25 protein-coding genes and 1 pseudogene are annotated in these 26,176 nt (G+C 45.3%); 10 read left to right on the top strand and 16 right to left on the bottom strand.

Going from position 1 to position 26,176, the window contains the following annotated elements:
• Positions 1–123 precede the first annotated feature (123 nt).
• The 4 genes from KHO06_RS19805 to KHO06_RS19820 form a co-directional block, all read right to left on the bottom strand.
• Positions 124–483: a hypothetical protein gene (locus tag KHO06_RS19805; protein WP_038889064.1), complete on the bottom strand. Its 360-nt coding sequence runs from the start codon at positions 481–483 to the stop codon at positions 124–126.
• A 9-nt stretch (positions 484–492) separates the two neighbouring features.
• On the bottom strand, positions 493–1,230 hold the full coding sequence (locus tag KHO06_RS19810; protein ID WP_045370603.1) for a helix-turn-helix transcriptional regulator: 738 nt from the start codon (positions 1,228–1,230) through the stop codon (positions 493–495).
• A gap of 1 nt (position 1,231) precedes the next feature.
• Positions 1,232–1,885 carry an HD domain-containing protein gene (locus tag KHO06_RS19815; protein WP_212583212.1) on the bottom strand — a complete coding sequence of 218 codons (654 nt, stop codon included), beginning with the start codon at positions 1,883–1,885 and terminating at the stop codon, positions 1,232–1,234.
• A 104-nt stretch (positions 1,886–1,989) separates the two neighbouring features.
• The gene (locus KHO06_RS19820; protein ID WP_212583213.1) at positions 1,990–2,760 is read right to left on the bottom strand and encodes a hypothetical protein; all 771 of its coding nucleotides are present in this window, start codon (positions 2,758–2,760) and stop codon (positions 1,990–1,992) included.
• Between the two features lie 544 nt (positions 2,761–3,304).
• Between KHO06_RS19820 and KHO06_RS19825 the strand changes: the two genes are divergently transcribed.
• Entirely contained in the window at positions 3,305–3,487 is a 183-nt protein-coding gene (locus KHO06_RS19825; RefSeq protein ID WP_005433443.1) for a hypothetical protein, read from the top strand.
• A gap of 53 nt (positions 3,488–3,540) precedes the next feature.
• Here KHO06_RS19825 and KHO06_RS19830 read toward each other — a convergent pair whose 3' ends face one another.
• The 6 genes and pseudogenes from KHO06_RS19830 to KHO06_RS19855 form a co-directional block, all read right to left on the bottom strand.
• On the bottom strand, positions 3,541–4,818 hold the full coding sequence (locus tag KHO06_RS19830) for a cytosine deaminase (protein WP_045370598.1): 1,278 nt from the start codon (positions 4,816–4,818) through the stop codon (positions 3,541–3,543).
• Between the two features lie 9 nt (positions 4,819–4,827).
• Positions 4,828–6,066, bottom strand: a complete 1,239-nt coding sequence (gene codB, locus KHO06_RS19835; RefSeq protein ID WP_005433460.1) for a cytosine permease — start codon at positions 6,064–6,066, stop codon at positions 4,828–4,830.
• Between the two features lie 815 nt (positions 6,067–6,881).
• Positions 6,882–8,229: pseudogene (locus KHO06_RS19840) on the bottom strand (magnesium transporter).
• 74 nt (positions 8,230–8,303) lie between these two features.
• Positions 8,304–9,626: an AarF/ABC1/UbiB kinase family protein gene (locus KHO06_RS19845; protein ID WP_212583214.1), complete on the bottom strand. Its 1,323-nt coding sequence runs from the start codon at positions 9,624–9,626 to the stop codon at positions 8,304–8,306.
• Positions 9,627–9,727: 101 nt separating this feature from the next.
• On the bottom strand, positions 9,728–10,951 hold the full coding sequence (locus KHO06_RS19850; RefSeq protein ID WP_212583215.1) for a biotin/lipoyl-binding protein: 1,224 nt from the start codon (positions 10,949–10,951) through the stop codon (positions 9,728–9,730).
• The gene (locus KHO06_RS19855; protein WP_005433326.1) at positions 10,951–11,277 is read right to left on the bottom strand and encodes an MFS transporter; all 327 of its coding nucleotides are present in this window, start codon (positions 11,275–11,277) and stop codon (positions 10,951–10,953) included. Before KHO06_RS19855 ends, KHO06_RS19850 begins: the two co-directional genes overlap by 1 nt.
• Positions 11,278–11,384: 107 nt before the next feature.
• Between KHO06_RS19855 and KHO06_RS19860 the strand changes: the two genes are divergently transcribed.
• Positions 11,385–12,386: an AraC family transcriptional regulator gene (locus tag KHO06_RS19860; protein WP_212583216.1), complete on the top strand. Its 1,002-nt coding sequence runs from the start codon at positions 11,385–11,387 to the stop codon at positions 12,384–12,386.
• Between the two features lie 76 nt (positions 12,387–12,462).
• Here the strand turns inward: KHO06_RS19860 and KHO06_RS19865 are convergent, their stop codons facing one another.
• Both KHO06_RS19865 and KHO06_RS19870 read right to left on the bottom strand, forming a co-directional pair.
• Positions 12,463–13,152, bottom strand: coding sequence for a hypothetical protein (locus KHO06_RS19865; protein WP_212583217.1), 690 nt, complete (start codon positions 13,150–13,152; stop codon positions 12,463–12,465).
• A 12-nt stretch (positions 13,153–13,164) separates the two neighbouring features.
• Positions 13,165–14,706 (bottom strand): hypothetical protein, encoded by a 1,542-nt coding sequence (locus tag KHO06_RS19870; RefSeq protein ID WP_212583218.1) that lies wholly within the window; start codon positions 14,704–14,706, stop codon positions 13,165–13,167.
• Between the two features lie 369 nt (positions 14,707–15,075).
• Between KHO06_RS19870 and KHO06_RS19875 the strand changes: the two genes are divergently transcribed.
• Both KHO06_RS19875 and KHO06_RS19880 read left to right on the top strand, forming a co-directional pair.
• Positions 15,076–15,768, top strand: a complete 693-nt coding sequence (locus KHO06_RS19875) for a response regulator transcription factor (protein WP_212583219.1) — start codon at positions 15,076–15,078, stop codon at positions 15,766–15,768.
• Positions 15,769–15,771: 3 nt separating this feature from the next.
• Positions 15,772–17,094 (top strand): ATP-binding protein, encoded by a 1,323-nt coding sequence (locus tag KHO06_RS19880; RefSeq protein ID WP_212583220.1) that lies wholly within the window; start codon positions 15,772–15,774, stop codon positions 17,092–17,094.
• Here KHO06_RS19880 and KHO06_RS19885 read toward each other — a convergent pair.
• Entirely contained in the window at positions 17,075–17,731 is a 657-nt protein-coding gene (locus KHO06_RS19885) for a pyridoxamine 5'-phosphate oxidase family protein (protein WP_212583221.1), read from the bottom strand. The two genes, KHO06_RS19880 and KHO06_RS19885, sit on opposite strands and share 20 nt — an antisense overlap.
• Before the next feature lie 114 nt (positions 17,732–17,845).
• On the opposite strand from KHO06_RS19885, the gene KHO06_RS19890 reads away from it, so the two are divergent.
• Positions 17,846–19,264, top strand: a complete 1,419-nt coding sequence (locus tag KHO06_RS19890; protein WP_212583222.1) for a PLP-dependent aminotransferase family protein — start codon at positions 17,846–17,848, stop codon at positions 19,262–19,264.
• A 12-nt stretch (positions 19,265–19,276) separates the two neighbouring features.
• Here the strand turns inward: KHO06_RS19890 and yjeH are convergent, their stop codons facing one another.
• Positions 19,277–20,539: an L-methionine/branched-chain amino acid transporter gene (gene yjeH, locus KHO06_RS19895; RefSeq protein WP_212583223.1), complete on the bottom strand. Its 1,263-nt coding sequence runs from the start codon at positions 20,537–20,539 to the stop codon at positions 19,277–19,279.
• Positions 20,540–20,715: 176 nt separating this feature from the next.
• On the opposite strand from yjeH, the gene KHO06_RS19900 reads away from it, so the two are divergent.
• The 5 genes from KHO06_RS19900 (at position 20,716) to KHO06_RS26605 (ending at position 23,848) form a co-directional block, all read left to right on the top strand.
• Positions 20,716–21,171 carry an Lrp/AsnC family transcriptional regulator gene (locus KHO06_RS19900; protein WP_005433287.1) on the top strand — a complete coding sequence of 152 codons (456 nt, stop codon included), beginning with the start codon at positions 20,716–20,718 and terminating at the stop codon, positions 21,169–21,171.
• Positions 21,168–21,545 (top strand): nuclear transport factor 2 family protein, encoded by a 378-nt coding sequence (locus KHO06_RS19905; protein WP_077201891.1) that lies wholly within the window; start codon positions 21,168–21,170, stop codon positions 21,543–21,545. Before KHO06_RS19900 ends, KHO06_RS19905 begins: the two co-directional genes overlap by 4 nt.
• Positions 21,535–22,449 carry a LysR family transcriptional regulator gene (locus KHO06_RS19910; protein ID WP_005433503.1) on the top strand — a complete coding sequence of 305 codons (915 nt, stop codon included), beginning with the start codon at positions 21,535–21,537 and terminating at the stop codon, positions 22,447–22,449. Before KHO06_RS19905 ends, KHO06_RS19910 begins: the two co-directional genes overlap by 11 nt.
• Before the next feature lie 108 nt (positions 22,450–22,557).
• Entirely contained in the window at positions 22,558–23,172 is a 615-nt protein-coding gene (locus KHO06_RS19915; RefSeq protein WP_005433441.1) for a LysE family translocator, read from the top strand.
• A gap of 337 nt (positions 23,173–23,509) precedes the next feature.
• On the top strand, positions 23,510–23,848 hold the full coding sequence (locus KHO06_RS26605) for a hypothetical protein (protein WP_230624557.1): 339 nt from the start codon (positions 23,510–23,512) through the stop codon (positions 23,846–23,848).
• 122 nt (positions 23,849–23,970) lie between these two features.
• Here the strand turns inward: KHO06_RS26605 and KHO06_RS19925 are convergent, their stop codons facing one another.
• Together KHO06_RS19925 and KHO06_RS19930 are read right to left on the bottom strand one after the other, a co-directional pair.
• Positions 23,971–24,192 carry a hypothetical protein gene (locus KHO06_RS19925; RefSeq protein ID WP_005442428.1) on the bottom strand — a complete coding sequence of 74 codons (222 nt, stop codon included), beginning with the start codon at positions 24,190–24,192 and terminating at the stop codon, positions 23,971–23,973.
• Positions 24,193–24,447: 255 nt separating this feature from the next.
• The gene (locus KHO06_RS19930) at positions 24,448–25,881 is read right to left on the bottom strand and encodes a glyceraldehyde-3-phosphate dehydrogenase (RefSeq protein WP_061066280.1); all 1,434 of its coding nucleotides are present in this window, start codon (positions 25,879–25,881) and stop codon (positions 24,448–24,450) included.
• Between the last annotated feature and the right edge of the window lie 295 nt (positions 25,882–26,176).

Below are 26,176 nucleotides of genomic sequence, written 5' to 3' on the forward strand. Positions count from 1 at the left end.
AGGAAACCAGCGTAAAGAAAAGAGTTACGTTATGAGAAACCAAAAGTAACACTTTACGATACTTTTGGTTTCATTAACTTGTGATATTGAACGGATTGGTGCTTTATACGTTACGAGATGAGCTCAGTGTCGGAACCAGACGCTTAGCATTCGCAATGTGACAAATAGAATAAAACCAGAGAGTCCAATAAAGCCTAATGTCACCAAATAAAAGAACAGACGCACCAAGCGAGCTTTCATTCGTTTGAAAAAACCGAGGCTCGGCGTAAGTTCTGGAACATGTTGAAAGCTCGAGATCATCACCCAAGCGGCAAGCGCCCACAACGCCGTTACGCCACTCGGAATAAGATGAGACTCTTTAACTACATCAGAAAGTTGCAAGAGCGTGGCAATGAACACCGCAAAACCACCAAACGCAATGAGTACGAACAAAGGGAGAATAGGTCTTGCCTTGATCGATAGGCTTTTGAGTTTATCGAGCATCAGTTCTTCCTATTTACGTTCCCAAGGGTTAAACAGCGGGAATGTCCAACGACGCATCGCTATCACCAGAGAGGTACCGTGCTTCTCTTTCATGTCCAGTGAATCGTCGCTTTGGCAGACCTGATAAAATTCATCAATGACCTTTTGTAGCTTCTGCTGCATCTTCTTATTGGTTGGCAAGCTCATGAGGCCTGTTGCCATCACCAGCTTTTCACCTTCGGCAGAGAAATGGCTTTGGAAAAAGGCGTCTTGAACTTGTTGTTGGAAGAAACGCTGAATAGGGCCGCCGGTATGCCAACGAAAAGTCGGGGAAATACGTAGACGAATCTTATTGCCAGGTAGCAGGTCAATAATATTGAGGCGGTCGAGTTGGGCGAGCTTTTGTATCAGCTCTAACTCATCAAAGGTGTACTGTTCAATGATCTGTTCGAAGCGATAGCCATTGACTACACAGACAGCGACAAGCAGTAGGCCCTTATCATCGACCAGTTGCTTTTCTTGCGCTAATGTCAGTGACTCCAGTCCTTTGTTGTGTGCCGCAGCCAGCTTAAATAGCTCAGCCATCTCCAAACCAATGAGTTGACAGATACGCTCCAATCGATCGAGGCTAATTTGACTGCCTTCTGCCAATAAGCGCTTTACAGAGCCCTCGCTTAACTCCAAATGCTGTGCGACATCGACGTAATGCAAACCAGACAGTTTGAGCTGGCGTTTGAGCTCTTTAATTAGGTCGTGGCTTTCCGACATATTAACCTTCTACTTCTTGGCGTAGCTGTTCGAGGTAAGACCCCATAAATGCTTTACGTTTTCGACCTTCTTCATACGCTGCTTTGGTGTTCATTGTCTCAACAATTTTAAACAGTTTGGTTTGGAAATGATCGATGGTAAAGCGTTTATCTTCCAATTCTCGATGCTCTGCAAACATGTCCTGTTCGTTATACAAAGCGGCATCAAATAACGTGCTCACTTGAATGCAACGTGTCACACCAATTGCGCCAAGCGCATCTAAACGATCGGCATCTTGGACAACCTGAGCTTCTAAAGTGTTTGGCGTAATGTTGGCACTAAAGCTGTGGGATTCGATCGCGTGGGCGATGGCATCATGGTACTGAGCAGGGTAGTTGATGCTTTCTAGAAACGAAATCGCTTTGGTAGCTGCAATCGTGGAGCTTTGTTTGCGATTTGGGTGGTCTTTCGGATAAGTGAAGCAATCGTGCAGATAGGCAGCGGGCAGGACAACGGCTAAATCCGCACCTTCTTGTTCTGCTAGCTGGCGAGCCGTTTTCACTACGCGGCGGACGTGGCTCAGGTCGTGGGCCACGTCGGTTTGCATTTCTTGCTGCATAAATTGAAGGAACTGAGGTTCAAATTTGCTGAGGTCTGACTTATTGAGTTGAGGCATAATAATATTGAAAAAATAAAGACTTAGACAGATTATGCCTAAGCCTTTATTAAATTGCCAAATGAGACGTTGTTATTGAGACGTTACGAGAAAGTCTCGTCGTTTTATTGAGTTCTGGTGAAACGGAATGTTTGTACTTTTTGTTCTGCTCCGTCGATGTATGCGTAGCTATCGATTGTCCAAACGTTTGGCCCTGCGAACCCAAGCTCTACACGAACATCCCCGGTAGGAATACCTTGGTAAATGACGTCGTTAATGTTCATCGGGTAGAAGTTGTAGCGGTGGTTTTGTGATTGTTGTTCACCAGCAAAAGCAACCGATACATCTTTTGCTTCATTGGTCAGCGTCAGTTGGTAGCCCGCTTGTGGATCGAACGTGAACGCAGCATTCAGATCAACGCCTTGTGAGTTAGTTACCTTTACATGCGCTTCTGTTGTTTTTGCCAAAGAACCGTGCGCTTGCAAACCGTCTAAGCCTTTGAAGTCGCGATTATGGTTTTGAATATTAACGTTCCAATTACCCACAAAGTTATCAATTTCTTGCCATTGCTGAGGGGCATTGGTTGCTGTGGTGTTCTGACCTCCGTTGATACCGCCGATCGCTTCATTGCGGCTGTCGTGTCGGATATTTTCACGGTTGTTGTGAATGTCAGCACTCGCACCTGCTACACCACCAGTGACACCACCGGCAATCGCTCCCTTTAGAGCTAAGTCAGCATCACCCGTTAGAGCCCCCATAGTAAGGCCCAGTAGCGCGCCACCAGCGGCGCCTTGTTTTGTTAACGCATTTGGGTCGTCTTCTCCCGGAGTCACGCATCCTGCAAGTAGGGGAAGAGATAGCGCTGCGACCAATATTGTTTTGTTGAAAGGGTTCATGTGTTTACTCCGAGATGTTTGGTTCGGAGCTATTATTGAACGCTGTTTGATTAGGAATCCACTTATCTCGCTGATAACCAGCAGTTATCAGTAGGTTCTTTTATTTACTGAAAGGCTCACATTTTCTGTGTGGAGCTCGGTTGTGGATAGGTAAAGAGAAGGGTCAACATTGCTGTTGACCCTGTTTTTTGTTTTATTCTTTATTTTATAAGCACTAATTTTGACGTTGTTAGTGGTAAATCTGAGTTTGGGCGATTTGAAGATTTTTATTTAAAAGCTCAACTAACCTCCTAACTTTAGTATTTGTTGAGAGTTAGTGCAAATATTTATTACGAAAATTGTCTGTATTGTGAAGCTTTCTTTGAAAGCGTTTCACAAATAGGGGTTATTCCTCGCCTTACGTATCGCAAACGGCCCATGTCTGTGTCTCAACTTTGAGTAAGCATAAGTTGGATCAACATTTTGTGATATAGATCAATATTATTCCCCCTTCAGAGGGATAGCATTCACGCGAAATTAAATAATTATAAATTGAGTCCGAAGCATGCAGGATTTATATGAGCTAGAGCGTAAGTTGGTGGAATACGGCGCAGACATGAAAGGCTTAAAGGTTGTGCCTGCGATCATCGATGAAGATGGCAAGGTTGTTTACTTAGGCAATACTCCCTCGTTGCTTAGGAATGTCATTAGTTGCCGTAGACAGCTAACGCAGCGCTTGAAAAAATAAAAAAAGGGTCTGATGTAAGTCAGACCCTTTTTTTTGTGCTTGAAGCTCAGTGATTAGCGTTTGTAGGTCACTTGCTCTTGTTCACCAAGGTGAATGTGTGTTGTCGCTGGTTGTGTTTCTGCAATCACTTTACCGTGACGAACAGAGTAACGAACTGGCACCTGACGACGAACTGCATCAAAACCATTTTCCGCAGGAAGAATCAATAAGCTACCTGGCTTACCTGCTTCAATGCCGTGCTTGTCTTGAATGTTCAGTGTGCGTGCTGAATTCGTGCTGATCAGATCAAGCGAGTTGTTGATTTGATCGTAACCCATCACCTGACACACATGCAGACCCATATGCAGTACTTGTAGCATGTTTGCAGTACCTAGTGGATACCAAGGGTCAAATACATCATCGTGACCAAAACATACGTTGATGTTTGCATTCAGCATTTCTTTTACGCGAGTCACACCACGGCGTTTAGGATAATCATCAAAACGGCCTTGAAGGTGGATGTTGACCAATGGGTTTGCAACGAAGTTGATACCAGACATGCGCAGCAAACGGAATAGGCGAGATGCGTACGCACCGTTGTAAGAGCCCATCGCTGTTGTATGGCTTGCGGTTACCTTGTGGCCCATGTTGAACTTATGCGCTAGTGCTGCAAGCGTTTCAACAAAGCGTGATTGCTCGTCATCGATCTCATCACAGTGCACGTCGATCAAACGGTCGTATTTTTGCGCCAGCTCGAAAACGTAGTGCAGAGACTCGATGCCGTACTCACGAGTGAATTCAAAGTGAGGGATTGCACCAATAACGTCAGCACCCAGCTGAACCGCCTCTTCTAGAAGCTCTTTACCATTCGGGTAAGACAGAATGCCTTCTTGCGGAAACGCAACGATTTGAATGTCTACCCACTCTTTCATTTCTTCACGAACTTCTACCATTGCTTTTAGAGCAATAAGGGTAGGGTCAGAAACGTCAACGTGGGTACGAACGTGTTGTACGCCGTTTGCAATTTGCCATTTCAGAGTTTGCTTAGCGCGTGATTTCACGTCTTCAATCGACAGCGTCTCTTTGCGCTCAGCCCAACGCTCGATACCTTCGAAAAGCGTACCGGAGATGTTCCAGCTCGGCTCACCGGCGGTTTGGGTAGTGTCTAGGTGAATATGCGGCTCACAGAAAGGTGCGACAGCCATGCCGCCCTCCGCATCAAGAACATCACCTGTGTAATTTAGTTCTACATTATTGTCTTCAATACGCTTGAATTGGCCATCCTCAATCAAAATTTGCTGGAGACCTTCCTGTCCCTTAAGCGTTGCGTTCTTGATCAATAGTGTTGTCATGATGGTTCCTTACGCTGGCTGTTGTGCCAGTGTCTTTTTATTAAGAATAGGATTTAGAATCAGGTAGCTGATTGTGCCGCCCAGTACTGCGTTTACAGGTACCACTCCCGGAAGGAAGTGACCAGCTGCAACACCAATCGCCACTGCGATAATGCCAGCCCAGTTAACCGTTTGGAACTCTGCTGCTGCGAAATTTGTGTAACGCTTACGGTTCATGAAGAAGTCCGCAATGATTACACCGCCAATTGGTGGAATTGCAAGCGATAGGAAAGTTAACCAGCCTACAAAGTTATTGTACAACCATAGTGCACACAATGTACCGACTAAACCGTTCGCCATAGAGATGTATTTGCTTGGCAAACCAGTGATGTTTGAGAAACCTAGGCCCGATGCGTAAAGCGCATTGTCGTTGGTTGTCCAAATGTTCAAACCAAGCACGATGATAGCTGGGATTAGAAGACCTTGAGCGATCATCACTTCTGAAATGTCTGATTGGCCAGTTACCGCAGCGCCTGCTGCGCCGAAGATGAACATCAGTGAGTTACCGATAAAGAACGCTACCATAGTGACCATTACTGCCCCTTTGGGCTTTTTGCCGAATCGTACGAAGTCCGCAGTCAGGGTCCCCGCGCTGACGAATGAGCCAACGACCATTGCTAGTGCCACTGAAAAGTCGATAGGTTGTGCTGGTTGTACTTTTTGTAGTTCAGCCACACCACCCACGCTGTTTACCGCTTCTACTACCGAGTATCCACCGAGTAACGCAATTGCTGGAACTGCAATCGCAGATAGCACCATAAGCGCAGAGATACCGAAGTAAACCGTCGCAGTCATTAATAGACCAGAAATGATGATAAGCGTGTTTGTATCGATGCCTGTCGCTTTGTTTACTGGAATAGCAAACATCGCCACGCCAACACCAAACCAACCAACTTGTGTGCCGCCAAGAAGAGCGGAAGGAAGCCAAGAGCCTTTAGAGCCAAAAGAGAAACGAGCAAGGAGGTGAGTAGAGAGACCAGTAGAAGCGCCGATGTAACCAAGAAAAGAAGTGTAGATGCCGAGGATTAGGTTACCAATGAGAACAGCGAGGAAGAAATCATCAAAAGAAAGTCCGGTACCGAGCGAGCCGCCCGTCCACATGCTTGCGGAGAAGAAAGTGAGCCCCAACATAACCATGGTTAATGATGCCACGCCTTTTCTGGCAGTGTTAGGAACCGGTCCAAGACTGTAGTTATTGTCCGCAGCCATTTTTACCTCCGCAAAGAAAAATTAAAACAAATTGTAGATCCCAATTTTTGGGCAAACGGCGCGTATTATGGTGATGTAACTCTCATAGTCAATGAGTTTTTTGTCACTTAAACGTTTACCTCTAGCTTTGTCTTTTTATAGTCCTTTAAAAACATGTGGTTATGGTTTTTCAGAAAAATAAAAAAAGTTTGGAACTTGACGGCTAATCTGACCAGTAATGTGTAATGAAATCGGTGTCATTGGTGGCTTTCTTTTATCTCGTCATATTTTTGTGGTTTGTTTATAAAATAGCGATTCAATGGATTTTCATAATGCTTAGCAAACGTTTTTTTTGAGCTTGATAGTAACGATTGCTCATAAGTTGAACGCAAAGTCATTTATTTAATGGTTATTTTGGTGTTTATGGTGTTCAATTTTTATTAGATGGCTATTTGTTGTAGATAACTTAAGAAAATATCAAATGTAATCGATTGTAAATTGAGTGAATAAAATTGGCTCAACAGGGAGTAAGGATGTGGAGAAGGAATTTGAAGGGGCCAGATAAAAAAAATAGCCAACCGCAATTTGTGCGATTGGCTTATATATTTGTGAACAAATTCGAGTTCACTAACAACGTCAGTTGGCTAGGTGACCCTCGGCTTAAGAAGGGTCACACTAGATAATGCAGTTAGTGTGCCAACTTTAAAACCACCGAAAAAACACGGTTTCTGTGATAAAGGTTGCCTAAAATTTGCTGTGAGTTGCAAATTGCAAATGCGGTTTGCAATTTGTAATTATAATGCTAATGATGAATTAATTAACTAGAGCGATTCTTTTTACAACATTACTAAGCTCGCCGTGCCCAAGAAAGCAAAGAAGCCAACGACATCAGTTACCGTAGTCAGAATCACCGAGCCCGCAAGTGCTGGATCGAGTTTGAGCTTATCAAGAACAATTGGGATCAGCACACCAAATAAGGCCGCGGTAACAATATTGACGATGATCGCGAGTGCGATGGTGCCGCCCAATACAGGAGATTGGAACCAAAGCCCCGCTAAACCACCGATGATCAACGCCCAAAGCAAAGCGTTAAGAGAGCCGATACCCAATTCATTTTTGAGTAGGGCAAAACGGTTACCAGGGGTAATTTGGTTTAATGCCATGGCACGAACCATCAGCGTCAGTGTTTGGCTACCTGCAATCCCCCCCCATAGAAGCCACAATCGGCATCAGAACAGCAAGAGCGACCACTTGTGAAATCACATCTTCAAACAAGCCAATCGTCACCGATGCTAGAATTGCAGTCAGCAAGTTAATGCCCAGCCAAACGCCACGCTTTTGTGAGCTCTTTAGAATTGGCGCGAACAAGTCATCACCTTCATCCATACCCGTACCAGCCATCAAACGTGCTTCGTAGATTTCACGTTGAGTGCTGAGTGCGAATTGCCAATCCACTTCCCCGATCAAGGTTTGATCTGCATCGGTAACTGGCAAAGCAGGGAGAGGGCTGTGCTCAAGTGCCTCTACGGCTTCAGACAGTTCCATTTTACTGTCGAGTACGGTGACGGTATCAATCGCAAGGGTTTTGAGACGAACGTCCGCTTCACTACGTAAGATTTCATAATAGTTCACTGCGCCACGAAACTGCTTTTTACGATTGATCAGATACACTTGCTGCGGTGTATCGTAACTGTAACGCTCCATCAAGCGTCGAGCTTTACCAACGGTAATATTAAAAGGGAGAGTGATGATTTTTCGTTCAGCCCATCGACCGAGTTCTTCGTCTTCATATTCGTTTGCTTGGTCGTAGAGATCGAGTTCATCTTTCTCAATCAGCTCTAACGCTTCATTAATGAACTCTTCAGGCAGCGAGTCAGCCCATTCAATCAGCGATAAGTTATCCAGCTTGGCTAAGGTCAGCTTCAGCTCAACTTCAGAAAGTGCTTCGATGATGGAAAGACGTACTTCAGCACGCATTTCAGTCAGCACATCGATGTGCAATTCCATAGGTAATGCGCGCCACAAGCGTACACGTTCATCGATCGGGAAAGCCTCGAGTATCAGTGCCACGGCACCGGGTTCGAGACCACATTCGATAGAATCATTCAAAGCGGTAACTTGATCCGCTTCGTCTGCTTGGACAATTTGTTCGATTAGAGTGGAGAGGTCTTGAAACTTACTCACCGAGCACCCCGACAGTCAGATTATTCTTATAGGCAGCTGCTCAAGGTACTCGAAAGTGGCAGAAAAACAATAGTCTATTCGTCAATAATCTGTAGGTACGGTGAGACCAATTGGCGAATGTTCACTTTTGCACCAATGCGAGCTGCCAGCAAGTACATTCCGCCTATTTTTCTGTGCAGGAATAGGGCATCTGCTGGTGGCGTGTGCCAGTAGTCTTGTTCCATGCTTAAAATGGTGCCGGCCTCGCGGAGTTTCTGAGCTAAGCCACTGGCTTTGAAGTCATAAGGCTCATCAACCAGCATAGGTTCACACGCCATTTTGACGAGATCAAGAATCGCTTGGCGCTGTGCAGGCATAATGGTCTTGCTGAAAAATCCAATCTGCTCAAGCGCATTGTTCAAGCCTTGCTCGTCGTCGTTGACAACCGATGCAAAAGCTTGGCGATAACCAGTGCTAAATTGTTCGCTGTATTCGCGAGTCGCGCCGAAATCTAACAAGCCGATTTGACGGGTGTTCTCGATATACAAGTAGTTGGCAAAGTTGGGGTCGGTTTGCACCATCTTGAATTCGAACAGCTCTCGGAATAGCAATTCGAGCAGGCTGTGCATGACAAAATCTCGCGTATCTTGGTCATAATGTTCGATTTGCTCAATCGGGCTACCATCGATGAATTCCATCGCGAGAACGGAGTCTGAGCTGCTTTCGGTGTGAATCTTGGGCACCACAAAATGAGGGTGCTCCTTCAAACGGTCATGATAACGAATGGCAAAGTGCGCTTCTCGTGCGTAATCAGCTTCATCATGCAGTTGCTTTTTAGCTTCTTCCAATAGTCCTTTGTAATCAACAGATTCGGGAATCAAGCCAACGACTTTGAGCAGAGTCCCCACGTTATCGACGTCACTGTCGATACTTTTCCTTACTCCCGGATACTGCACTTTCACCGCGAGGTTATCACCTGCATCACTGTAGGCTTGGTGAACTTGACCAATGGAAGCGCTGGCTATTGGCTTGAAGTTAAAGGAGAGGAACTCAGTTTTCCAATTCGTTCCTAGCGCGTTTTCCATTACTGCGTTGAGTTGTTTTGCTGGCATAGGATCTGCGTTTGAGCGAAGTCGCGAGAGAATATCAGCGAGTTCTGGTTCCAAAACATCGCCAGCATCCATAGAGAGCATTTGACCAAGCTTCATCGCTGCACCGCGCAAGTGGGCCAGTTGGTCTGTTAAACGCGCAATGTTTTGCGGCGTTAGCAACAGGTCTTTCGCTTTGGGTTTATTGCCTTTAGCGATTTGTTTGGTGCCTTCAGCAATCACGTTGCCTGCGACTCGGGTTGCAAGGGAAGCGAACTTGCTGAATCTTGAGATGCGATGGGTGGGTAGGCTTCTTTCCTTTGCCGACATGAATTTTCTCCGTTATTTACTAACTATTTGTTATACGGGAAAACTGCGTGCTTGGATACAAATGAAAAGAAAACCGCCAGCGGAACTGGCGGTTTGGGAGTTTAGATAGAGTAGAAGAAGTACAGTTGCGACTTCATTCGGATGATGATGCCACGAATCACATCCAAGAACGCTAGGAAACCAATTGGTTTCTCGCCGCTGACCCATGCTAGGCCAACTGAGCCGACAGGGATATCGTAGCCTTCTGGCTCATCAATCTTAAGGCGAACAAAGTGGTGTTTGTTCTGTAAGTTCTTACCGGTTGTAGCGCGAACGGAATCATCCAGACCAAGTAGGTTGCCTTGTGATTCACCGGTCGCTTCAACAATGCCCTCTACTGTTGCAGAGAAGATCTTGCCAGGGTAAACCGAAGAAGAGAATTCCGCAGGTTGACCTGGTTTGATGTTACGAATCGCTTGGTGATTCACTCGCATCAGAACGTACTTCTCGTTAGTGTACATGTTGATACGCGGCATCATCGATACACGCTGACCTTCACGCAGGATAAAGTTGGTCACAAAGCCATCTGCTGGTGCGTGCACTTTGGTGCTGTTCAAATCCCATTGTGCTTTTGCAATTTGCTCCTCTGCTTGGCGCAGTTCAGCCTGTTTGGTTTCAACCGCGAGCTCAGCTTTATGAATCGCCAGTTTTGCACGTGAGATATCGACTTGTTTCTTCTTGATTTGAGATTCAAGAGTTAACACGTTGTGGCGTGCCATATCAACCGCACTCGATTGTTTGTCGATGTCGCTTGCCGTAATGGTGTTTTGGACCACGCGGTTTTGTTCAACGTAACGATCCAGCATCTTTTTCTGCAATTTATAGTCAACTTTCGCCGCTTCCAATTGGCTTTTTGATGTTTCTAGATCTTGCACCAGTGCTTGATGGTTTGCTTCTTCAATCTCGATATCACCTTGTGCTGTTGCCAGTGCGACTCGAGCAGAATCTGCCGACACATTTGCTTGGTTCAATGCGATCTCATATTGCGTTGGGTCGAGTTCGTAAATGAGCTGACCTTTTTCAATTTGTTGATTCGGCTTGATATAAATATGGTCAACTTTGCCTTTCACATTGGTTGAATCTGGACGCAACTGGATGTGTGGTGACTGCACCACTGAGCCGCCGGATAGATCCATCGGCGTGAAGTTGATGAGGCCTACCCAGACGAACATTAACCAACCTAAGTCGCCTAGGTAAGCGAACGATTTGGTTGCTTTGTTCCAAGGCATGCCGACTAAACGGAGCAGATAGATGAAGAGTGCCCATACCGCTAAACCTTCTAACATTATGCCTCCTCTTGTGGCTGTGTTTCTGTTTGCGGTTTACTTTTCCATGTATCACGCAGATTGATGATGGCTTTTTCCATATCAACGAATGCAAAGATCACGGCTAGCACCCATACCCAGTGCCAGACAAATCCTATCCAGGTGAGGGCGGTAATGAGCCCTATCTGATGATGGTCTTTGCTGTGCGCCTTATTAATTGGCAACTCATGGATTTTCCAAAAGCCGTAACACGCGCCAGCGACACTCGCGATTAAAACGACGGCAGCGACAACATGTAACGCTGTATCTGCGCCTGTTCCGACAAATGGGACACTCAGTAAACTCATTAAACACTCCTCTATCAAACTGTTGGCGTATTGTGATTTGGAATTGAAATAGGTGAGGGTTTGTGACAAATTCAATCACTAGAAGATTAAATTTGATGTGATTGGTTATGAAAACGGTTCGATTTATTCGCGCGATGGGTATTTTAAATATGCATAACCTCGCGTTATCTAAGTATAATTTGAGATCCGAAGAGCTTGGCATCCCTGCATCAGTGTTTCACAACCCGATGACATTGATACCTTTGAAGGCAGTTTCGGAGTGGTATCGACGTATTGAACAACTGACTGATGACCCAGATGTAGTGTTAAGTTTAAGCCGTGGCATTGAGCTGCAAAAGCTTGGTCCGGTCGGACGTTGGTTATACTCGGGTAATGATCTCGCTAGTACCATTCGACGCGTGAATTATGGCGTAAGTAACCTTCAGTCAGGTGCTTTTTTAGCGGGTGAGCAATCAGGCAAGATCATCAAATGGACTTACCACAACCCATTTGTGGAGACTTCGGTCAAAGTACATGACAGTATTCGCTGCGCGATATTCATGACCAAGATTTTGCGTGAATTTTTGGGGCAAGATTATAAGCCATTACGTGTGATGATTTCTGGTTCTAGGAAAAATGGCAAACCATACGAAGAGTACTTTGGCTGTGAGGTTGAGTGGAGTCAGCCAAAAACAGAAATCTGGATCCCAGGAGATGACCGCCTCGCTTCGCGTCAAGTAAGCCATCGTGAAGAAAGCCGTCTAGCGATGAGCTTTTCAGATTTGGATGATTTGCTCAATATGCCCGATCCAGAGGATGAGCTTAAAGTGATTTATGAAGTAGTGAGTTACAGTAGCCATTATGGATTGCCGACATTGGAGCGTGTCTCATCTTTACTTGGGCTTTCAGAGCAACAGTTCCAGCGACGTTTGCACAAGCTAGGACTTAATTTCTCTACGGTATCTGGCTATGTATTAAGTAACGTTGCAGCCGGTTTATTGATCAAACATGTCAGTATAGAGGAGATTGCGGAGCGTCTCGGATATACCAATGTCGCGAGTTTTAATCGTATGTTCAAAAAACATCGCGGCTTAACTCCCAAACAATACGCGGCTCGATTGGAAAAATAATCTTTGTGATGACCAGTGCTGCCAGCAAATAAAAGCCCTCAAATGAGGGCTTTGAAATTTTTGGGAGTGTTAACGCTTACTCTTCAGGACGCCAGCTCAGTGCACTAGCCACAGCGCCAATGGCAACCACGTCTTTTTGCTTATCGTTAAGCTCGGGCAACATTTGCACTGCGATTGTGCCATTCGTCTGCACTGCCGCAACCTCTTGAGTACCTTGCTTAAAGCTGTAACCCAATGGAATGTCTACCGCCATCATCGAATCAGGGCTCGTGTGAACGGTTTCTACATTGAAATGGGTATTGCCAATGCGAACTACGCCCGTTTCTTTTTTCTCAAGGCTGATGTCGATCAGCGCAGATTTCGGTTCCATAGCAAATTCACCGACTTTCTTACCATCTTGAGTGATGTCGCAGGTGTATGGATCGTTGCCACCAAAATCAACGCCCATGTAGTTTACCGACATGCCGCCGCCGGTGCAGTTTAGGAGCCAAGTTTCACCGCTGTCTATACGAGTCACTTCTGCGCCCATTGCCCCTTCTTTGAATGAGATACGATTGAACCAGCTTGAGTTTGAAGCACTGCGCGAATATTTGCCTTTGTACTTGCCAGCAAAATCAAAATGGCCATCCGCACCGAATCCCCAAAAGTTGCCGTCGGTTTTCACCAACATTTCTGGTTGCGCTTTTACTGCATCAGTACGATCCATGACAGCAAGGCCACCACAACCAACAAGGAATAGGGGAGCGAGTAGAGTAAGTTTCTTCATGTTTTTCATTGTTTATAGCTTGGTTACATCTAGAGTTTGATCGGTGAACTGGATGTTCTGAATGTCGTACAACTCGTCAATGCCTGTATTGGGGCACTCAACAGAGACGTTCTTCGCTTTGATAACGATACATTCCGCAAGTTTGTGTCGCACGATGTAAGTGTTGACGCCTCCCTCACCATAAATACTGTTGTTTTTATGGTTGCCTTCAAATGTGTTGTCTTGGTCATTACCGATGACATTCATCTCGTCGTCGCCAACGATCTTCACTTTTGTCAGCCATTGAGACTTGTAGGTGTAGGCTTCTACTAAACCATGTTTGTTTGGTGCCATGCGGAAGGTAGGAACCGAGCCTGGATTCGTTTTTTCTGTGTAGAGTTTGACGCCTGCAGAGTCGATGCTTGCGGTGTATTGCAGGTAGTCGTGGAACAAACCGCCAACCCAATCAATCGCTTGTGGATCTTGGGTTTGCATTTCTTCACGTGTTAACGCTTGGTAGCCATCTAAACCATGCCCGTTTGCTTTTGCAACGCCCATGTAAGCTTCAAAAGCAGCAGCAAAATATTCGTGAGAGTAAGAAGGGCCTGTTAGCTTAACGCGTTCTGGATCGAAGTCGTCAGACTCCCAATCTTCCCAGTCACTCTGGGTTGGGCGCCACACCGTAGGCTTACCTGATTGGATGTCGTTATAAATGCTCAGAGCATGCGCTTGAATGGCTTTTTGTAATGAGGAAGTCGATGCGTTAGGAGCAATGCCTTGCGCTTGGACCAAATGTAGAATCTCTTCAAAAGCGGCATCTCGGTCGGCATGTTCACCCAGATTGGCACAGTAATCGGCAAAGTTACTCATGTAGTGACAATCGCCTTCAACGGTCAGTTCGCGGTACATCAAGGATTGGCTGTTCATCAACCAGTTTGGTGTATCCCCGCTGCTCATCAATGTTAATGCAATGGACTCGATAAGCGTGTCCATGTCGTCTTCATTAAGCACCATCATGGTTGCAATAAAGTTTTCTAATGAGCTGGTATCAAAGGATTGTGGTAAGCCAGAATCTGCAATCGCGTCGTCCAATTTATCTTGACGAAGCAACTCACTGACGAAAATTTTGGTGAGCATTTCGTCATTCTGGTCGTCGTTTTCTGTCAGCATTAATGTTGCATCACGCTCGGCTAGTGTCTTTGCGATACTAGATTTGTCGGCACCATACTTCGAATTTGGCTGGTTTGTGAGTAGGTGCTGAACGATTTTGGCGGCACGAAATATTTTTTCATCATTCGCCCCGTCATCCATCGCGATAATGTGGAATGACGCATTGTTCCCGTCTTGCGAAAGGGAGACTTCAAGGTAGTGGGTAAAGCCAGCATCAGCAGCCACTTGCAGCTTGGCTGGAAACTTTTTGGAAACGACGCTAGGGATCGTCACGGTTTTCAATGTTGGAGCTGATTTGGGAGGCAGCGTGGTTGTTGGTGACTTTGAATTTGAGTCACTGCCACCGCAGGCAGTTAGGCTTACTGTACAAAGTAAAGCCAGAGGCGTTAATTGAGCGAATTTCATCTTTGCAATACTCACGGGCTGAAGGTTCGCTGAGGAATTTATTTGCAAGAGTATTTTCTGTCTACATGAGCAATTGTAGTCATAATTACTGTTGATGATTTGTTGTAAGGTTTTTAATTCGAAAAAACTAAAATGGTAGGGGATTTATATTTTGTAGTTGGTTTAATTGATGATATTAAATCTTAACTTGTGTTTATAAATTGGTTTTTTATTCTTTTACAGGTCTTTTGTAGAGAGCGCTTTTTTATAAATGTATGGTTTGTAAGTGTTTGTAAGCACTTTCTGTCGCTAGAGGTTCGGTTTATACGGGTTGCATGGAACAAAACGAGCGATATACTGCTTCTGTTTTATAGGTAGAGTGAATGGATTATGGTCGGTAATAAAATTTTGCTCGTAGAGGATGATTCAGAGATTGCTCGATTAACCAAAATGTACCTAGAGGCCGAAGGTTACCTAGTTACTGTGGTCGACAATGGTCTTAATGCACTCGATGCTATCAAAGAATTGCAGCCTGATCTGGTGTTATTGGATTTGATGCTCCCAGGCAAAAATGGTGCAGAGATATGCCAAGAGGCTAGGGCGTTTTATCATGGGATCATCATTGTGTTGACGGCCACTGATGATGAGATGAGTGAAGTTAGCCTATTTAAATTTGGTGCTGATGATTACCTAACTAAACCAATTAAGGGCAATATCCTCCTCGCTCGTATTGAGGCCTCTTTACGCCGCTACCGTCGCCAAATAGATACGGCTGAAAAGACAGAGCTGAGCCGTTATGGCATCGACTTATGCACCCGTCGCTCTAAAGCTTATTACTTAGAGCAAGATATCGATCTCACTGATTCTGAATTCGAAATATTGGAGCTATTAATGCTCAATGTCGATAAACCCGTTTCTCGAGAGTCCTGCTGCCGCCTTGCGCGTGGCATTGAATACTGCATTACTGACCGTTCAATTGATATGCGAGTCTCTTCTTTGAGGAAAAAATTCTCAAAAGCCCTTATTCACACCGCTACCATTAAGACCGTGCGTAATCGTGGATACATGTTAACGGGGAAATAGCGGATGTTCTCTCTGTTTACTCGGCTCTATGTTGGATTGGTAACGGGCCTTGCCGTGACCGTCGCCTTGTTTTTTACTATGGGTGACGAGTTTATGCGCAAAACTGAAGTTGGCATCTTCTTGAGTGATGGTACGTATTTTGTCGATCAGTATACTGAACAACGCGGGACGCCTAACTCACTCTACAAGCAGTTAACGAGAACAGGCAAACAGGATTTTTTCATCTTCGACCTGACTCTTCTTAATAACTGGGACGGTTCGCCTCCTTGTTTGGACTGCGAATTGCTTTATCGTATGCAAGGTGTGCCCGTGTACTTGATCGATGGCAATATCTACGCTGCGGTTTTTCCACTCCCAAACTCATCAGAAAGTCTGGTATTTAAAGAAAAGCGAGATTTTTTTAGTCCAGATATTGATTGGGATGAAGACTCAGAAAGCATCTTTGTGTTCAGCTTGTTACTCACCATAATATGCAGCTTGGGTGTCATGGTTTATGTTCCGGTGCGTAGACTTGATCGCCAGATTCAACAATTGACGTCAGCACAGCAGCAATTTGGCTCCGGTGAGCTCAGCACTCGTGTGGATTTAAAGCACTTCTCTTCTCCGGTCCGAGAGCTTGCTAATGGCTTCAACAACATGTCGGAGGACATTGAAAGGCAAGTGCGCCAAACACACATTTTCACTCAGGCTATCCCTCATGAAGTTCGAACGCCACTAAGTCGAATCCAGCTAGCTACCGACTTGGCAAGGCGTACGAAAGGTGAAATGCAAGCTGAACTGCACGATGACATTGAAAGATATGTGGATGTGGTGACGGATTTAACGTCTGACATCGTAATGCTTTCCCGCTTGAGCGTGAATAACCATTCGTTAGCCGATTCTGTTGAAACCATTGAACTGCCGCTTTGGTGTAAAAGCCGCATGAATTATCGTGGGTTAGAGTCAGCGAAGCTTACTGTTGAGAATGCTCTGGCTTACCAGTCCATCCATCTGCAACCAACGTTGGGTAATTTGGTTCTTGATAATCTACTGCAGAACGCAAAACGCTATGGCGAGTCTTGTGTGGAAGTGACGATCCGGTCGGTAGAGCACTTCTGGATCGTCGATATTGAAGATGATGGCCCAGGGGTTCCTAAAGAGATGCGTGAAAAGGTATTCATTCCGTTTTCTCGTTTAGATAAAAGCCGTAACGCGGATGTCAAAGGTTTTGGCTTGGGACTCGCCATTGCGTCCAGTGCTGCGAGACAACTAGGCTGGGAGCTGTCAGTCGGCGAAAGCCACTTAGGAGGCGCGTTGTTTACCGTGCTTATTCCTGCCAGCGATTAGGGTAGGCACGACGGTAGTCTGGCTCTTTAATGCCTTCATAAAAATCTTCACAAGCTTGCAGCGGGCCTACAACAGTTCGGTACGGCAAGACACCAGCCCAAACTGGAATGTCCATGTCTTGTGCATCGTCGTTTACACCAAAATTGCTGATTTTCACTGATGCTTCCGTTAGTGGTATACGCAGTAGCATGGTTGCTTTGAGTTCTTTCTCATTGCTCAAGCGGATGTCTTTTGTTCTTCCCGGAGCGATTTGTTCAATAAAGTGATTCAGTAATCTGTCTTTCTCTTGGTTATCCGCCACCATCTCAAACTGGCCAAAGACAACAGTGCTACGATAATGTGCGCTATGATGAAACGCGCTTCGAGCCAGTACCCAGCCATCAAACAAGGTAAAGGTTAGGCATGTTTGCACTCCTTGTTTGAGTGAGCGCAGTAATCGACTGTTGTTGGCACCATGAATATACACGTAATCATCTACACGCCAAGCCAGCATGGGGATGACTACAGGGCCAGACTCGTTGGTTATCGCAATATGAGCGATAAGGCTTTCATCTATGATGGCGTGCAGTTTGTCGACATCAGAGATGGCTTTATGCGCGCCTTTCTTAATTTCCGTTCTATTGGTATTGGATAACATTTTCTCTCCTTTTTGCTCACAGGGACGAGCACTTACTTCTCAATCTTTGATTGCAATGTAGCGTTTAACTGGTAGCTTAAAGAGAGCCAGTTTTAACTAACGGATGGATCCAGTTTGTCTTTGATTGATATCGGCGACCTGCATTTAAAAGAAAGTGATGGAACGCGTCAGCAAGCGTTGTTTTTTGCTATCCGCGAGAAGATTGTTCAAGGGCTGTGGGCGAAGAATGGGAAATTGCCGTCTACACGAAAGCTATCACAAGAGCTTGAACTCAGTAGGAATACCGTGATTGCAGCCTACGAGCAGTTAGTGGCGGAAGGGTACTTGAACAGTCAAAAAGGCTCTGGCTTTTATGTTGCTGTAGAACTGCCGGAACAGTATCTACCTGAACCCAGTTCAATCAAAACGGACTCATCACCGAAAACCAACTTTGACATCAACCGCGCATTTGCTCCGGGTGTGCCTGATTTAGAAGCTTTTCCTATGGCGCAGTGGCAAAAGTTACTTGCTCGTCATCTTTCCCGTACCAGTTTGCTAGGGAACCAAGATATTCAGGGCAGCTGGGCATTACGTTGTGCTTTAGCTGACTACCTTGCATCAAGCCGTTCAGTAAATTGCTCCCCAGAGCGCATCATTATTACTTCTGGGGCACAGCAAGCGTTGTCAATCGCGACGATGGTAGCTCTAAAACAAGGTGATAAGGTTTTGATGGAGCAACCGGGTTACGCGCAAATGCGGAAGCTAATTCAGTTTCAGCAATATCAATTTGAGCCTCTATTGGTACGAGAAAAACTCGGCTTTGATGTGGAAGCGGTAACCAGCAGCGATGCCGATGCTCTATATATCACACCAAGCAATCAGTATCCGATGGGAACTACGCTTAATACCGAGCAGCGAGGGAAGATTATCAACTGGGCGGTCGAGCAATCACGTTGGGTTATCGAAGACGATTACGACAGTGAATTTCAGTTTGCCCATCGTCCATATACGAGCTTACAAGGGCTAGCGGCTCAAATGGGGCGAGATGATCGCGTACTGTATGTGGGCTCGTTCAGTAAAGTGATGTTTAATGGAATACGCCTTGGCTATCTTGTGGTACCTGAACGTATAGTTGAGCAATGCTTGGTGGTTAAGGATGCGTTAACCGGTGATTCGCCAACGCACACCCAAGAGGCGTTGGCTGATTTTATTACTGAAGGTGGGTTAATTCGTCATATCCGCAAAATGCGCCGATTGTACAAAACTAAGCATGAGCAGATGTGTTTGGCTGTTGAAAAGCACTTTGGCGATAGAGTTAAGGTGATCAGTCAGGCTGCTGGTCTCCATATCACTTTAAAGTGGTTGCAAGGGGTTGATGAGCATGAATGGACGCAACGAGCTAAATCCAAAGGGATAGTGCTGCGTCCATTGAGTTTTTATGAACATTCAGATTTTAAAGCGCGAAATTGGCAAGGAGCGGTATTGGGTTATGGCAATGTCGCATTAAGTGAGATTGATGCTCTGGTTGAACAGCTTTCTGAGTTGTTTGAATAACTACGCTAAGCCTTAATCAGTCACTCGGCGAGTGTTCTTTTTTCGCCACTGTTTCCATGGTAGGGAGAGCACTGCAAAAATAGTAACGGCGTACAGCATAGACCAACCCAAACAAATGAATACTGCGGTGCACAACACGAGAGAAAATCCTGCGAGGATCTTTCCCCAACCTTTGAGCAGTTTGTAGGCCGCAAGCATTGCCAATAGATAGACCAGCACAAAGATGCCGTTGGCGAGCTTTAGGAAGAACTCCAAATCTAGCCCTGATAGCGACCCAATAACACAAGAAGCAAGCAATATAGCGCCGACGATTAACGTGGCATTCGCTGGTACGCCTCGAACTGAAACTCTTGCGATAGCGCTAGTTGGTTTGTGCTCCCTTGCTTGGGCCCACACCATTCGAGCCAAACTTTGAGTGTAGAGATTCACACTCGCGAAACACGCTGAGAAACCGATAACACTAATAAGCCATTTCGCATGATCACCAAATAGATACGCACTCAACCAAGGAATCGAGGCATTGTCGAACTCAGCACTGCCGTAAGCGCCAAATTTGAGTATCACGACAGAGCAGGCCCAATAGGTGAGGCCTGCGACAAAGCAGCCAACGATAATCGCAATTGGGAAATCACGTTGTGGCTTCTTAAATTCCTCCCCCATATGCGCAAAGGCTTCTATTCCAACAAAGCACCAAAACATGACGCCTAATGCTGTCGCAATTGACCAAGTTGAATCCATTGTGATGGTAGGCATGGTGAGATCGGCGGGGCCAACATCACCTTTCCATAAAAATGCACCAACCAAAGCAAAAATGCTCAGTGCAATGACGGTTTGTAAGCGACCCGATGATTTTGTGCCAAGTAGGTTGACGATGATTAACAGAGCCACCGTAAGAATTTGTGCGAAAAGATGGTTACTCAGTGGCTCTGGTATTAACTGTTGTAGAAAGCCGGCTGCAAGTGCGACAGCAGCAGGTACACCAACAGGAATGACGCTGACAAACAGCCACGCTACGCTGCTTTCCAGTTTACTGTTAAACGCTTTGCGAACAAAAAACGCTGTGCCGCCCGCACTGGGATAGCGCTTACCCAATTGAGCAAAAGTAAGCGCAATAGGACAAATCGCGACGAATAAGATTATCCAAGCCCAAAGGGAAAAGTGCCCAGCGATACCAGCGGCAATGGCTGGAATCATAAATAAACCCGTTCCCATTAACGTGGTGGAGAGTTGCCCAATGCCTGAGATCAGCGTGATGTCTTTTTTGAGTTGTTCCATGACGACCTCTAAACGTCTATGTAGGTGATGCGACAAGCATATCTAAGTTCTCCCTATCAAAATGATGTTGTCGACCGTCAAAATGACGGTTGTTTTGTTTAGAAAGCGCAAATTGTCGGTTTTCAATAAGTTGTATTTGGGTAGAATGACAAGATTAAGGAAAGCGTGGTGATGTTATGGACAAATTTGATCGTCAGATCATAGACCTATTGCGGCAGAATGCCCGCCTCTCTATTACGGAGATTTCAGAGCAAGTCAGCTTGTCACGTTCAGCAGTGACAGCGCGAATCAAAAAGCTCGAAAATGATCGAGTGATCCTCGGCTATCATGCCGATATTGCAACATCTGAAGAGTCGACGATTTGTGCTTATATGGCACTAAAGTTTGATACGTCGGCATCGAGCCATCACTGCGATAATTACGCCAAAGATCTTTACAAAATCGACGGTGTGAAATGGTGTCATGCCATTAGTGGTGAAACCGATATGATGCTGTTTGTTGAAGTACCGAATATCGCCCGTTTGAATGAGATTCGAGACTATATCCAAAGTTATCCAGAGCTTCGTAATGTGATGACACATACCGTGTTAACGGAGTTTTTCAATACCACAGGGAGCAAGTTTGTAAAATGACCGAGAAAGACATCGTCCTCAATTTCTGGAACGTAATGGCAAGCAATGATTTCTATGCGGCAGCAGAGTGTCTTTCGCCTGATTGTGAAGTGATTTGGCCATTGACCAAAGAAGTCATTCGCGGCAGAAAGAACTTTGCCGAACTGAACTCAGCCTATCCAGCAGAAGGTAAGTGGACCTTTACGATTGAACGTATTGTGGGAGAAGATGATCAAGTAGTCACCGATGTGATTGTGAGTGATGGCGTTCGCTCAGATAGAGTGATTACTTTTCACAGCATCCGTGATGGGCTGATTTGCAAACAAGTGGAATATTGGCCGGAAGATTACGCCGCCGCAGATTGGCGCACACAATGGGTTGAATGTGCTGAATAACATTAACCTGAATCTGCTGCGCTCTTTGCATGTATTGCTTGAAGAGTGCCATGTGAGCAGAACCGCGGAGCGTTTGCACATCACTCAATCCGCGGTCAGTCGTCAACTAGCGCAGTTACGCGAATTATGCGGCGACCCTTTATTGGTTCGGCAGGGTAACCAATTGATTCCCACGCCAAGAGCGCTACTTCTAAAAGAGAAGTTGGACGACTTATTGGCGGAATTCGATCACCTTCTCGATGACAAGCCTTTTGAACCCGGGGATTGGAAAGGAGAGTTAGTATTAGCATCGAGTGACTATGTCGCGCAATATGTACTCCCTGACATTGCTTCGCACTTGAGTAGTTTTGCTCCTCAGCTGGATATGGCGTATCGACTTTGGCAACCAGACTTTCTTGATAAACTTCATGAGACAGGTATTCATATTGCGTCTTCAATTTATCCAGAACAGCCTAAAGGTGTATCCAGTGTGAAGATTGGTGAGGACTCGTCCGTGTGTTTGATGAAGGCCTCCCACCCGTTAGCCAAGCAAGACCATATTAGTGTCGAAGATTTAATTTCGTATTCTCACATCAAAGTGAACGGTGGAGGGGACAAAGATTCCTATACTGACTTGGCATTGAGAGAGCTGGGTTATACACGCCACGTTACCTTCAAGGTGCCTTTCTTTTCTGCTGCTATCAATCGCTTAGTCTCAAGTGAGCATCTGATGGTGGTACCCGAGCATATTGCTGTGAATCTCGCGAAGCATTGGGATTTAGCCCACAAAGCGTTGCCACTCGAAACCCCTACTCATCAGTATTGGTTAATGTGGCATCCAAAGTACGATACGGATCCGGCGCATAAATGGGTGCGAGAGGAGATTCGCTCGGTCATGCAAATCTCAGAGTATTCCATTCGTTAATGTGCGTATCTACTGCTTATGATCTGAAATCATAGCTAGTATGAAAAACTTTGATTTCTAATTATACCTGCTCCGTTGATAGATTAGCGTCAAAGAGGGGAGATTCTTATGACACTAACAGTTTGGTTATCACTTTTTACCGTGTGTTTATTAGGGGCGATGTCCCCAGGTCCGAGTTTAGCGATTGTCGCTAAGCACTCGTTGGCTGGTGGTCGAGTGAATGGTTTGGCTACCGCATGGGCGCACGCGTTTGGTATCGGTATTTATGCGTTTATTACCTTGATAGGTTTGGCGGTAGTGCTGCAACAAAGCCCATTGCTATTTAAGACTATTAGCTTGGCTGGTGCAGCTTACTTGGCGTATCTTGGCTTCAATGCACTGCGCTCAAAAGGTGGGGTTGCGGCGAAGTTAGAATCCGGTGAAGAAACGACGGTTTTACAATCGGCGCGAGAAGGCTTCCTTATTTCAATTCTAAGCCCGAAAATTGCGCTGTTCTTCATCGCACTGTTCAGTCAATTTGTAGCGCTAGGTAACGATCTAAGTAACCAAATGATCATCGTCGCGACACCGTTTGTTGTTGATGGCTTGTGGTACACCTTCATCACATTGGTATTGTCTAACTCGCGTGTTGTGGACCGTATTCGCTCAAAAGCGGTACTGATTGACCGATTATCCGGTATCGTTTTAATGCTACTGGCAGTGCGAGTGGTTGTGACGATTTGATCATCATTCAGTTTCTCAAAAGCAGCCTAAGTTGGCTGCTTTTTTTGTTTAATTAGTTTGATTTTTTTATGAATTATTCGCATTCATTTGACATGCTACATAGTTAAAAAGATTATTATCAATAAATGTTACCTTGGTTCATAAATCAGGTATTATTGGTGAGATTCCCTACTCTGACAGTGAAGTCTCTAGCTAGAATCATCATTCAACTAGTGTATTTAACATGGCGACTAATTTGGTCGCATATAACACCTAGATAACTTGTTCGAACAAATGGATTTTCCTTATCCCCCGCACAAATGGGTTGAAACAAGATCTTGATTTAAGTGAGAGAAAAGTGAAAAAAACACTTGGCTTGACTCCTGCCATACTATTGATTGGCTTACTCTTAGTCGCCTGGATATTCTTAACTGGTAACAGTTTTATCGGGTTCTTTGGTGTGCTTCTCTTTATCATCGGCTGCGCAGTTTTGTTTCGAGCGTACATGAATAAAGTAGACCCTGACTCGTCTGTGTTCATACGAAGTAAGGTTGAAGACATTCGAAATGAAGGAAGATGCGCCTTTCTTGCCGGAGAGGCAAAGGAGGCCAACCCGTACACTGGTATCGATGGAGAGCTGTGGGATGATGGCTATGATTCTGCTATTAAACAAAAAGAGCCGGCTAAGAAGGGATAACCCTATCACGCTGTCTTTCTTATACACAGCGAACAAAAAAACATCCTAACTCTTAACGAGATAGGATGTCAGCAAAGAAGGTTGCTCAGGAACATAGGGGGAGTGTGGAACCTTCAGAAACGTTAGCGACGAACTTCTTCAAACTCGCCTTCAATCGCGTCGGACTTACCCGTATTGAATTCATACTCTTCATGCATTTCTTGTTGCATTTGCTTTACGCGTTTTTCAATACGTTTACCAGTGATTAGGGCTGCGATGGTCAATGGAATCGCCATGATTAGGCTAAATACCAAAGTAAAAAAGCCAGTAATCAGTGCCAATGCAGTAACGATAATTCGATTCATAATCATGACCTCTCTTTCAATCTATGGGTTCATATTATTGCGCTGAACATGAACGAAACATGAATATACCGTTCAATTTCACATCGATTTGTCTGAGGAATGTCAAAGTGTCTTAAAACGAAAAAACGCCTGAGGGTCATCAGGCGTATAAGCGGGGAAGTATATTAGTAATGCGCAAGGCGCTTATTATTTAAAACAAATGCTGGGATTTTGCTCGTTACACAGTGTGGTTAACGTTGTGGAGCAAGGTTCACCTTATCGAGGGAATGTTTGGTAACGAACACCCATCATTTGTTCCATACAGTGTACAACTTGACAGCTGTAACCAAATTCGTTGTCGTACCAGATGTACAATACACAGCGTTTGTCTTGAGCGATGGTTGCTTGACCGTCGACCACACCTGCGTGGCGAGAGCCAACTAGGTCGCTCGATACGATTTCTGTCGAATCTGTGTAATCGATCTGCGCAGAAAGCTCAGAGTTTAATGCCATTTCACGTAGGTATTCGTTTAGCGAATCACGGTCGACATCTTCACCTAAGTTTAGGTTTGCAACTGCCATTGATACGTTCGGAGTTGGTACGCGAATTGCGTTGCCTGTAAGCTTACCTGCAAGTTCTGGTAGTGCTTTTGCTACCGCTTTTGCTGCGCCTGTTGACGTCAGAACCATGTTCAATGAAGCACTACGACCACGGCGATCGCCTGAGTGGAAGTTATCGATCAAGTTTTGATCATTCGTGTAAGAGTGAACGGTCTCAATGTGTCCAGAAAGCACGCCGTACTTGTCGTTAAGTGCTTTAAGAACCGGTGTGATGGCGTTAGTCGTACAGCTTGCTGCGGAGATGATGGTGTCATCTTCTTGAATCACAGATTCATTTACACCAAATACGACGTTCTTGATGTCACCTTTGCCTGGTGCAGTAAGCAGTACTTTCTCTGCACCGTTACACGCTACGTGTTGGCTCAGACCTTCGGCATCGCGCCAAACGCCCGTGTTATCAACAACTAGCGCATTGTTGATACCGTAAACTGAGTAGTCCACGTCGCTCGGGCTGTTTGCGTAGATAATTTGAATGTAGTTACCGTTCACGATCAGCGCTTTGCGCTCTTCATCAATCACGATACTACCGTTGAACTGTCCATGAACGGAGTCACGACGTAGCAAGCTTGCACGCTTCTCAAGATCACCCTTCTTACCGCCACGTACCACGATAGCACGCAGACGAAGCGGGTAACCAGGACCACTCTTTTCAATCAGCAGACGAGTAAGTAGACGACCAATTCGACCGAAACCGTAAAGAACCACATCACGAGCTGCTAGAGAAGAGTCTGCGTCACGAGCACCTTGAAGTGCAGTGTGTAAAAAGTCGCTAAGTGCGGCTGTGTCTTCGCGATCTTTCCAGTACATACCAGCAAGCTGACCAACATCAACGCGGCAAGACGAGATGCTCATTTCGCAAAGCGCTTGGATGATTGGCATGGTTTGTTCTAGAGAGAGAGGGCTTCCGGTGTAACGTCTTGCAATACGGTGAGTTTTGAGAATGTCGATGGTTGTTGCGTTGATAAGTGTTTTACCAAACAGAACCACTTCGATTCCTTTTTGACGATATAACTTACCAATAAGAGGGGAAATAGATTCAGCAATCGTTTGGCTAGTTTGCCAGTCTTGGAGATATTTCTCTGGACTCATTGTTGTTTTGGACCTTTCACGTTTTGGGGGGCTGACCTTACTTTCGGCTAGTACCTCAACGGTAGAGCGTGAAGTGAGGGTGTTTGTAATTAAGTTGTAATAGTTATGTGTGCGGATTGTACGGGTGGAGGTCTTATTCTGCTAGGAAAAATAAATCCAGTGGAAAGTGTGGTTTAAGGTCTAATTCTTGGCTGATTAATGTGATTTTAGCGGTCTTTTATAGGTATTGACTTTTTCTATCTGCATGGCTTATTTCGCGACAATAATGGATCATTTCAAAGTGATGATATGTAAC

It is taken from the genome of Vibrio sp. B1FIG11 (assembly GCF_905175335.1).
Classification (GTDB): domain Bacteria; phylum Pseudomonadota; class Gammaproteobacteria; order Enterobacterales; family Vibrionaceae; genus Vibrio; species Vibrio campbellii.

Coding starts and splice junctions, on each gene's coding strand:
- KHO06_RS19915 (WP_005433441.1), top strand. CDS start 22,558: ATGACACTAACAGTTTGGTTATCACTTTTTACCGTGTGTTTATTAGGG.
- KHO06_RS19815 (WP_212583212.1), bottom strand. CDS start 1,885: ATGCCTCAACTCAATAAGTCAGACCTCAGCAAATTTGAACCTCAGTTC.
- KHO06_RS19805 (WP_038889064.1), bottom strand. CDS start 483: ATGCTCGATAAACTCAAAAGCCTATCGATCAAGGCAAGACCTATTCTC.
- KHO06_RS19825 (WP_005433443.1), top strand. CDS start 3,305: ATGCAGGATTTATATGAGCTAGAGCGTAAGTTGGTGGAATACGGCGCA.
- KHO06_RS19930 (WP_061066280.1), bottom strand. CDS start 25,881: ATGAGTCCAGAGAAATATCTCCAAGACTGGCAAACTAGCCAAACGATT.
- KHO06_RS19845 (WP_212583214.1), bottom strand. CDS start 9,626: ATGTCGGCAAAGGAAAGAAGCCTACCCACCCATCGCATCTCAAGATTC.
- KHO06_RS19830 (WP_045370598.1), bottom strand. CDS start 4,818: ATGACAACACTATTGATCAAGAACGCAACGCTTAAGGGACAGGAAGGT.
- KHO06_RS19870 (WP_212583218.1), bottom strand. CDS start 14,706: ATGAAATTCGCTCAATTAACGCCTCTGGCTTTACTTTGTACAGTAAGC.
- KHO06_RS19905 (WP_077201891.1), top strand. CDS start 21,168: ATGACCGAGAAAGACATCGTCCTCAATTTCTGGAACGTAATGGCAAGC.
- yjeH (WP_212583223.1), bottom strand. CDS start 20,539: ATGGAACAACTCAAAAAAGACATCACGCTGATCTCAGGCATTGGGCAA.
- codB (WP_005433460.1), bottom strand. CDS start 6,066: ATGGCTGCGGACAATAACTACAGTCTTGGACCGGTTCCTAACACTGCC.
- KHO06_RS19855 (WP_005433326.1), bottom strand. CDS start 11,277: ATGAGTTTACTGAGTGTCCCATTTGTCGGAACAGGCGCAGATACAGCG.
- KHO06_RS19850 (WP_212583215.1), bottom strand. CDS start 10,951: ATGTTAGAAGGTTTAGCGGTATGGGCACTCTTCATCTATCTGCTCCGT.
- KHO06_RS19820 (WP_212583213.1), bottom strand. CDS start 2,760: ATGAACCCTTTCAACAAAACAATATTGGTCGCAGCGCTATCTCTTCCC.
- KHO06_RS19885 (WP_212583221.1), bottom strand. CDS start 17,731: ATGTTATCCAATACCAATAGAACGGAAATTAAGAAAGGCGCGCATAAA.
- KHO06_RS19880 (WP_212583220.1), top strand. CDS start 15,772: ATGTTCTCTCTGTTTACTCGGCTCTATGTTGGATTGGTAACGGGCCTT.
- KHO06_RS19865 (WP_212583217.1), bottom strand. CDS start 13,152: ATGAAGAAACTTACTCTACTCGCTCCCCTATTCCTTGTTGGTTGTGGT.
- KHO06_RS19925 (WP_005442428.1), bottom strand. CDS start 24,192: ATGAATCGAATTATCGTTACTGCATTGGCACTGATTACTGGCTTTTTT.
- KHO06_RS19860 (WP_212583216.1), top strand. CDS start 11,385: ATGAAAACGGTTCGATTTATTCGCGCGATGGGTATTTTAAATATGCAT.
- KHO06_RS19875 (WP_212583219.1), top strand. CDS start 15,076: ATGGTCGGTAATAAAATTTTGCTCGTAGAGGATGATTCAGAGATTGCT.
- KHO06_RS19900 (WP_005433287.1), top strand. CDS start 20,716: ATGGACAAATTTGATCGTCAGATCATAGACCTATTGCGGCAGAATGCC.
- KHO06_RS19810 (WP_045370603.1), bottom strand. CDS start 1,230: ATGTCGGAAAGCCACGACCTAATTAAAGAGCTCAAACGCCAGCTCAAA.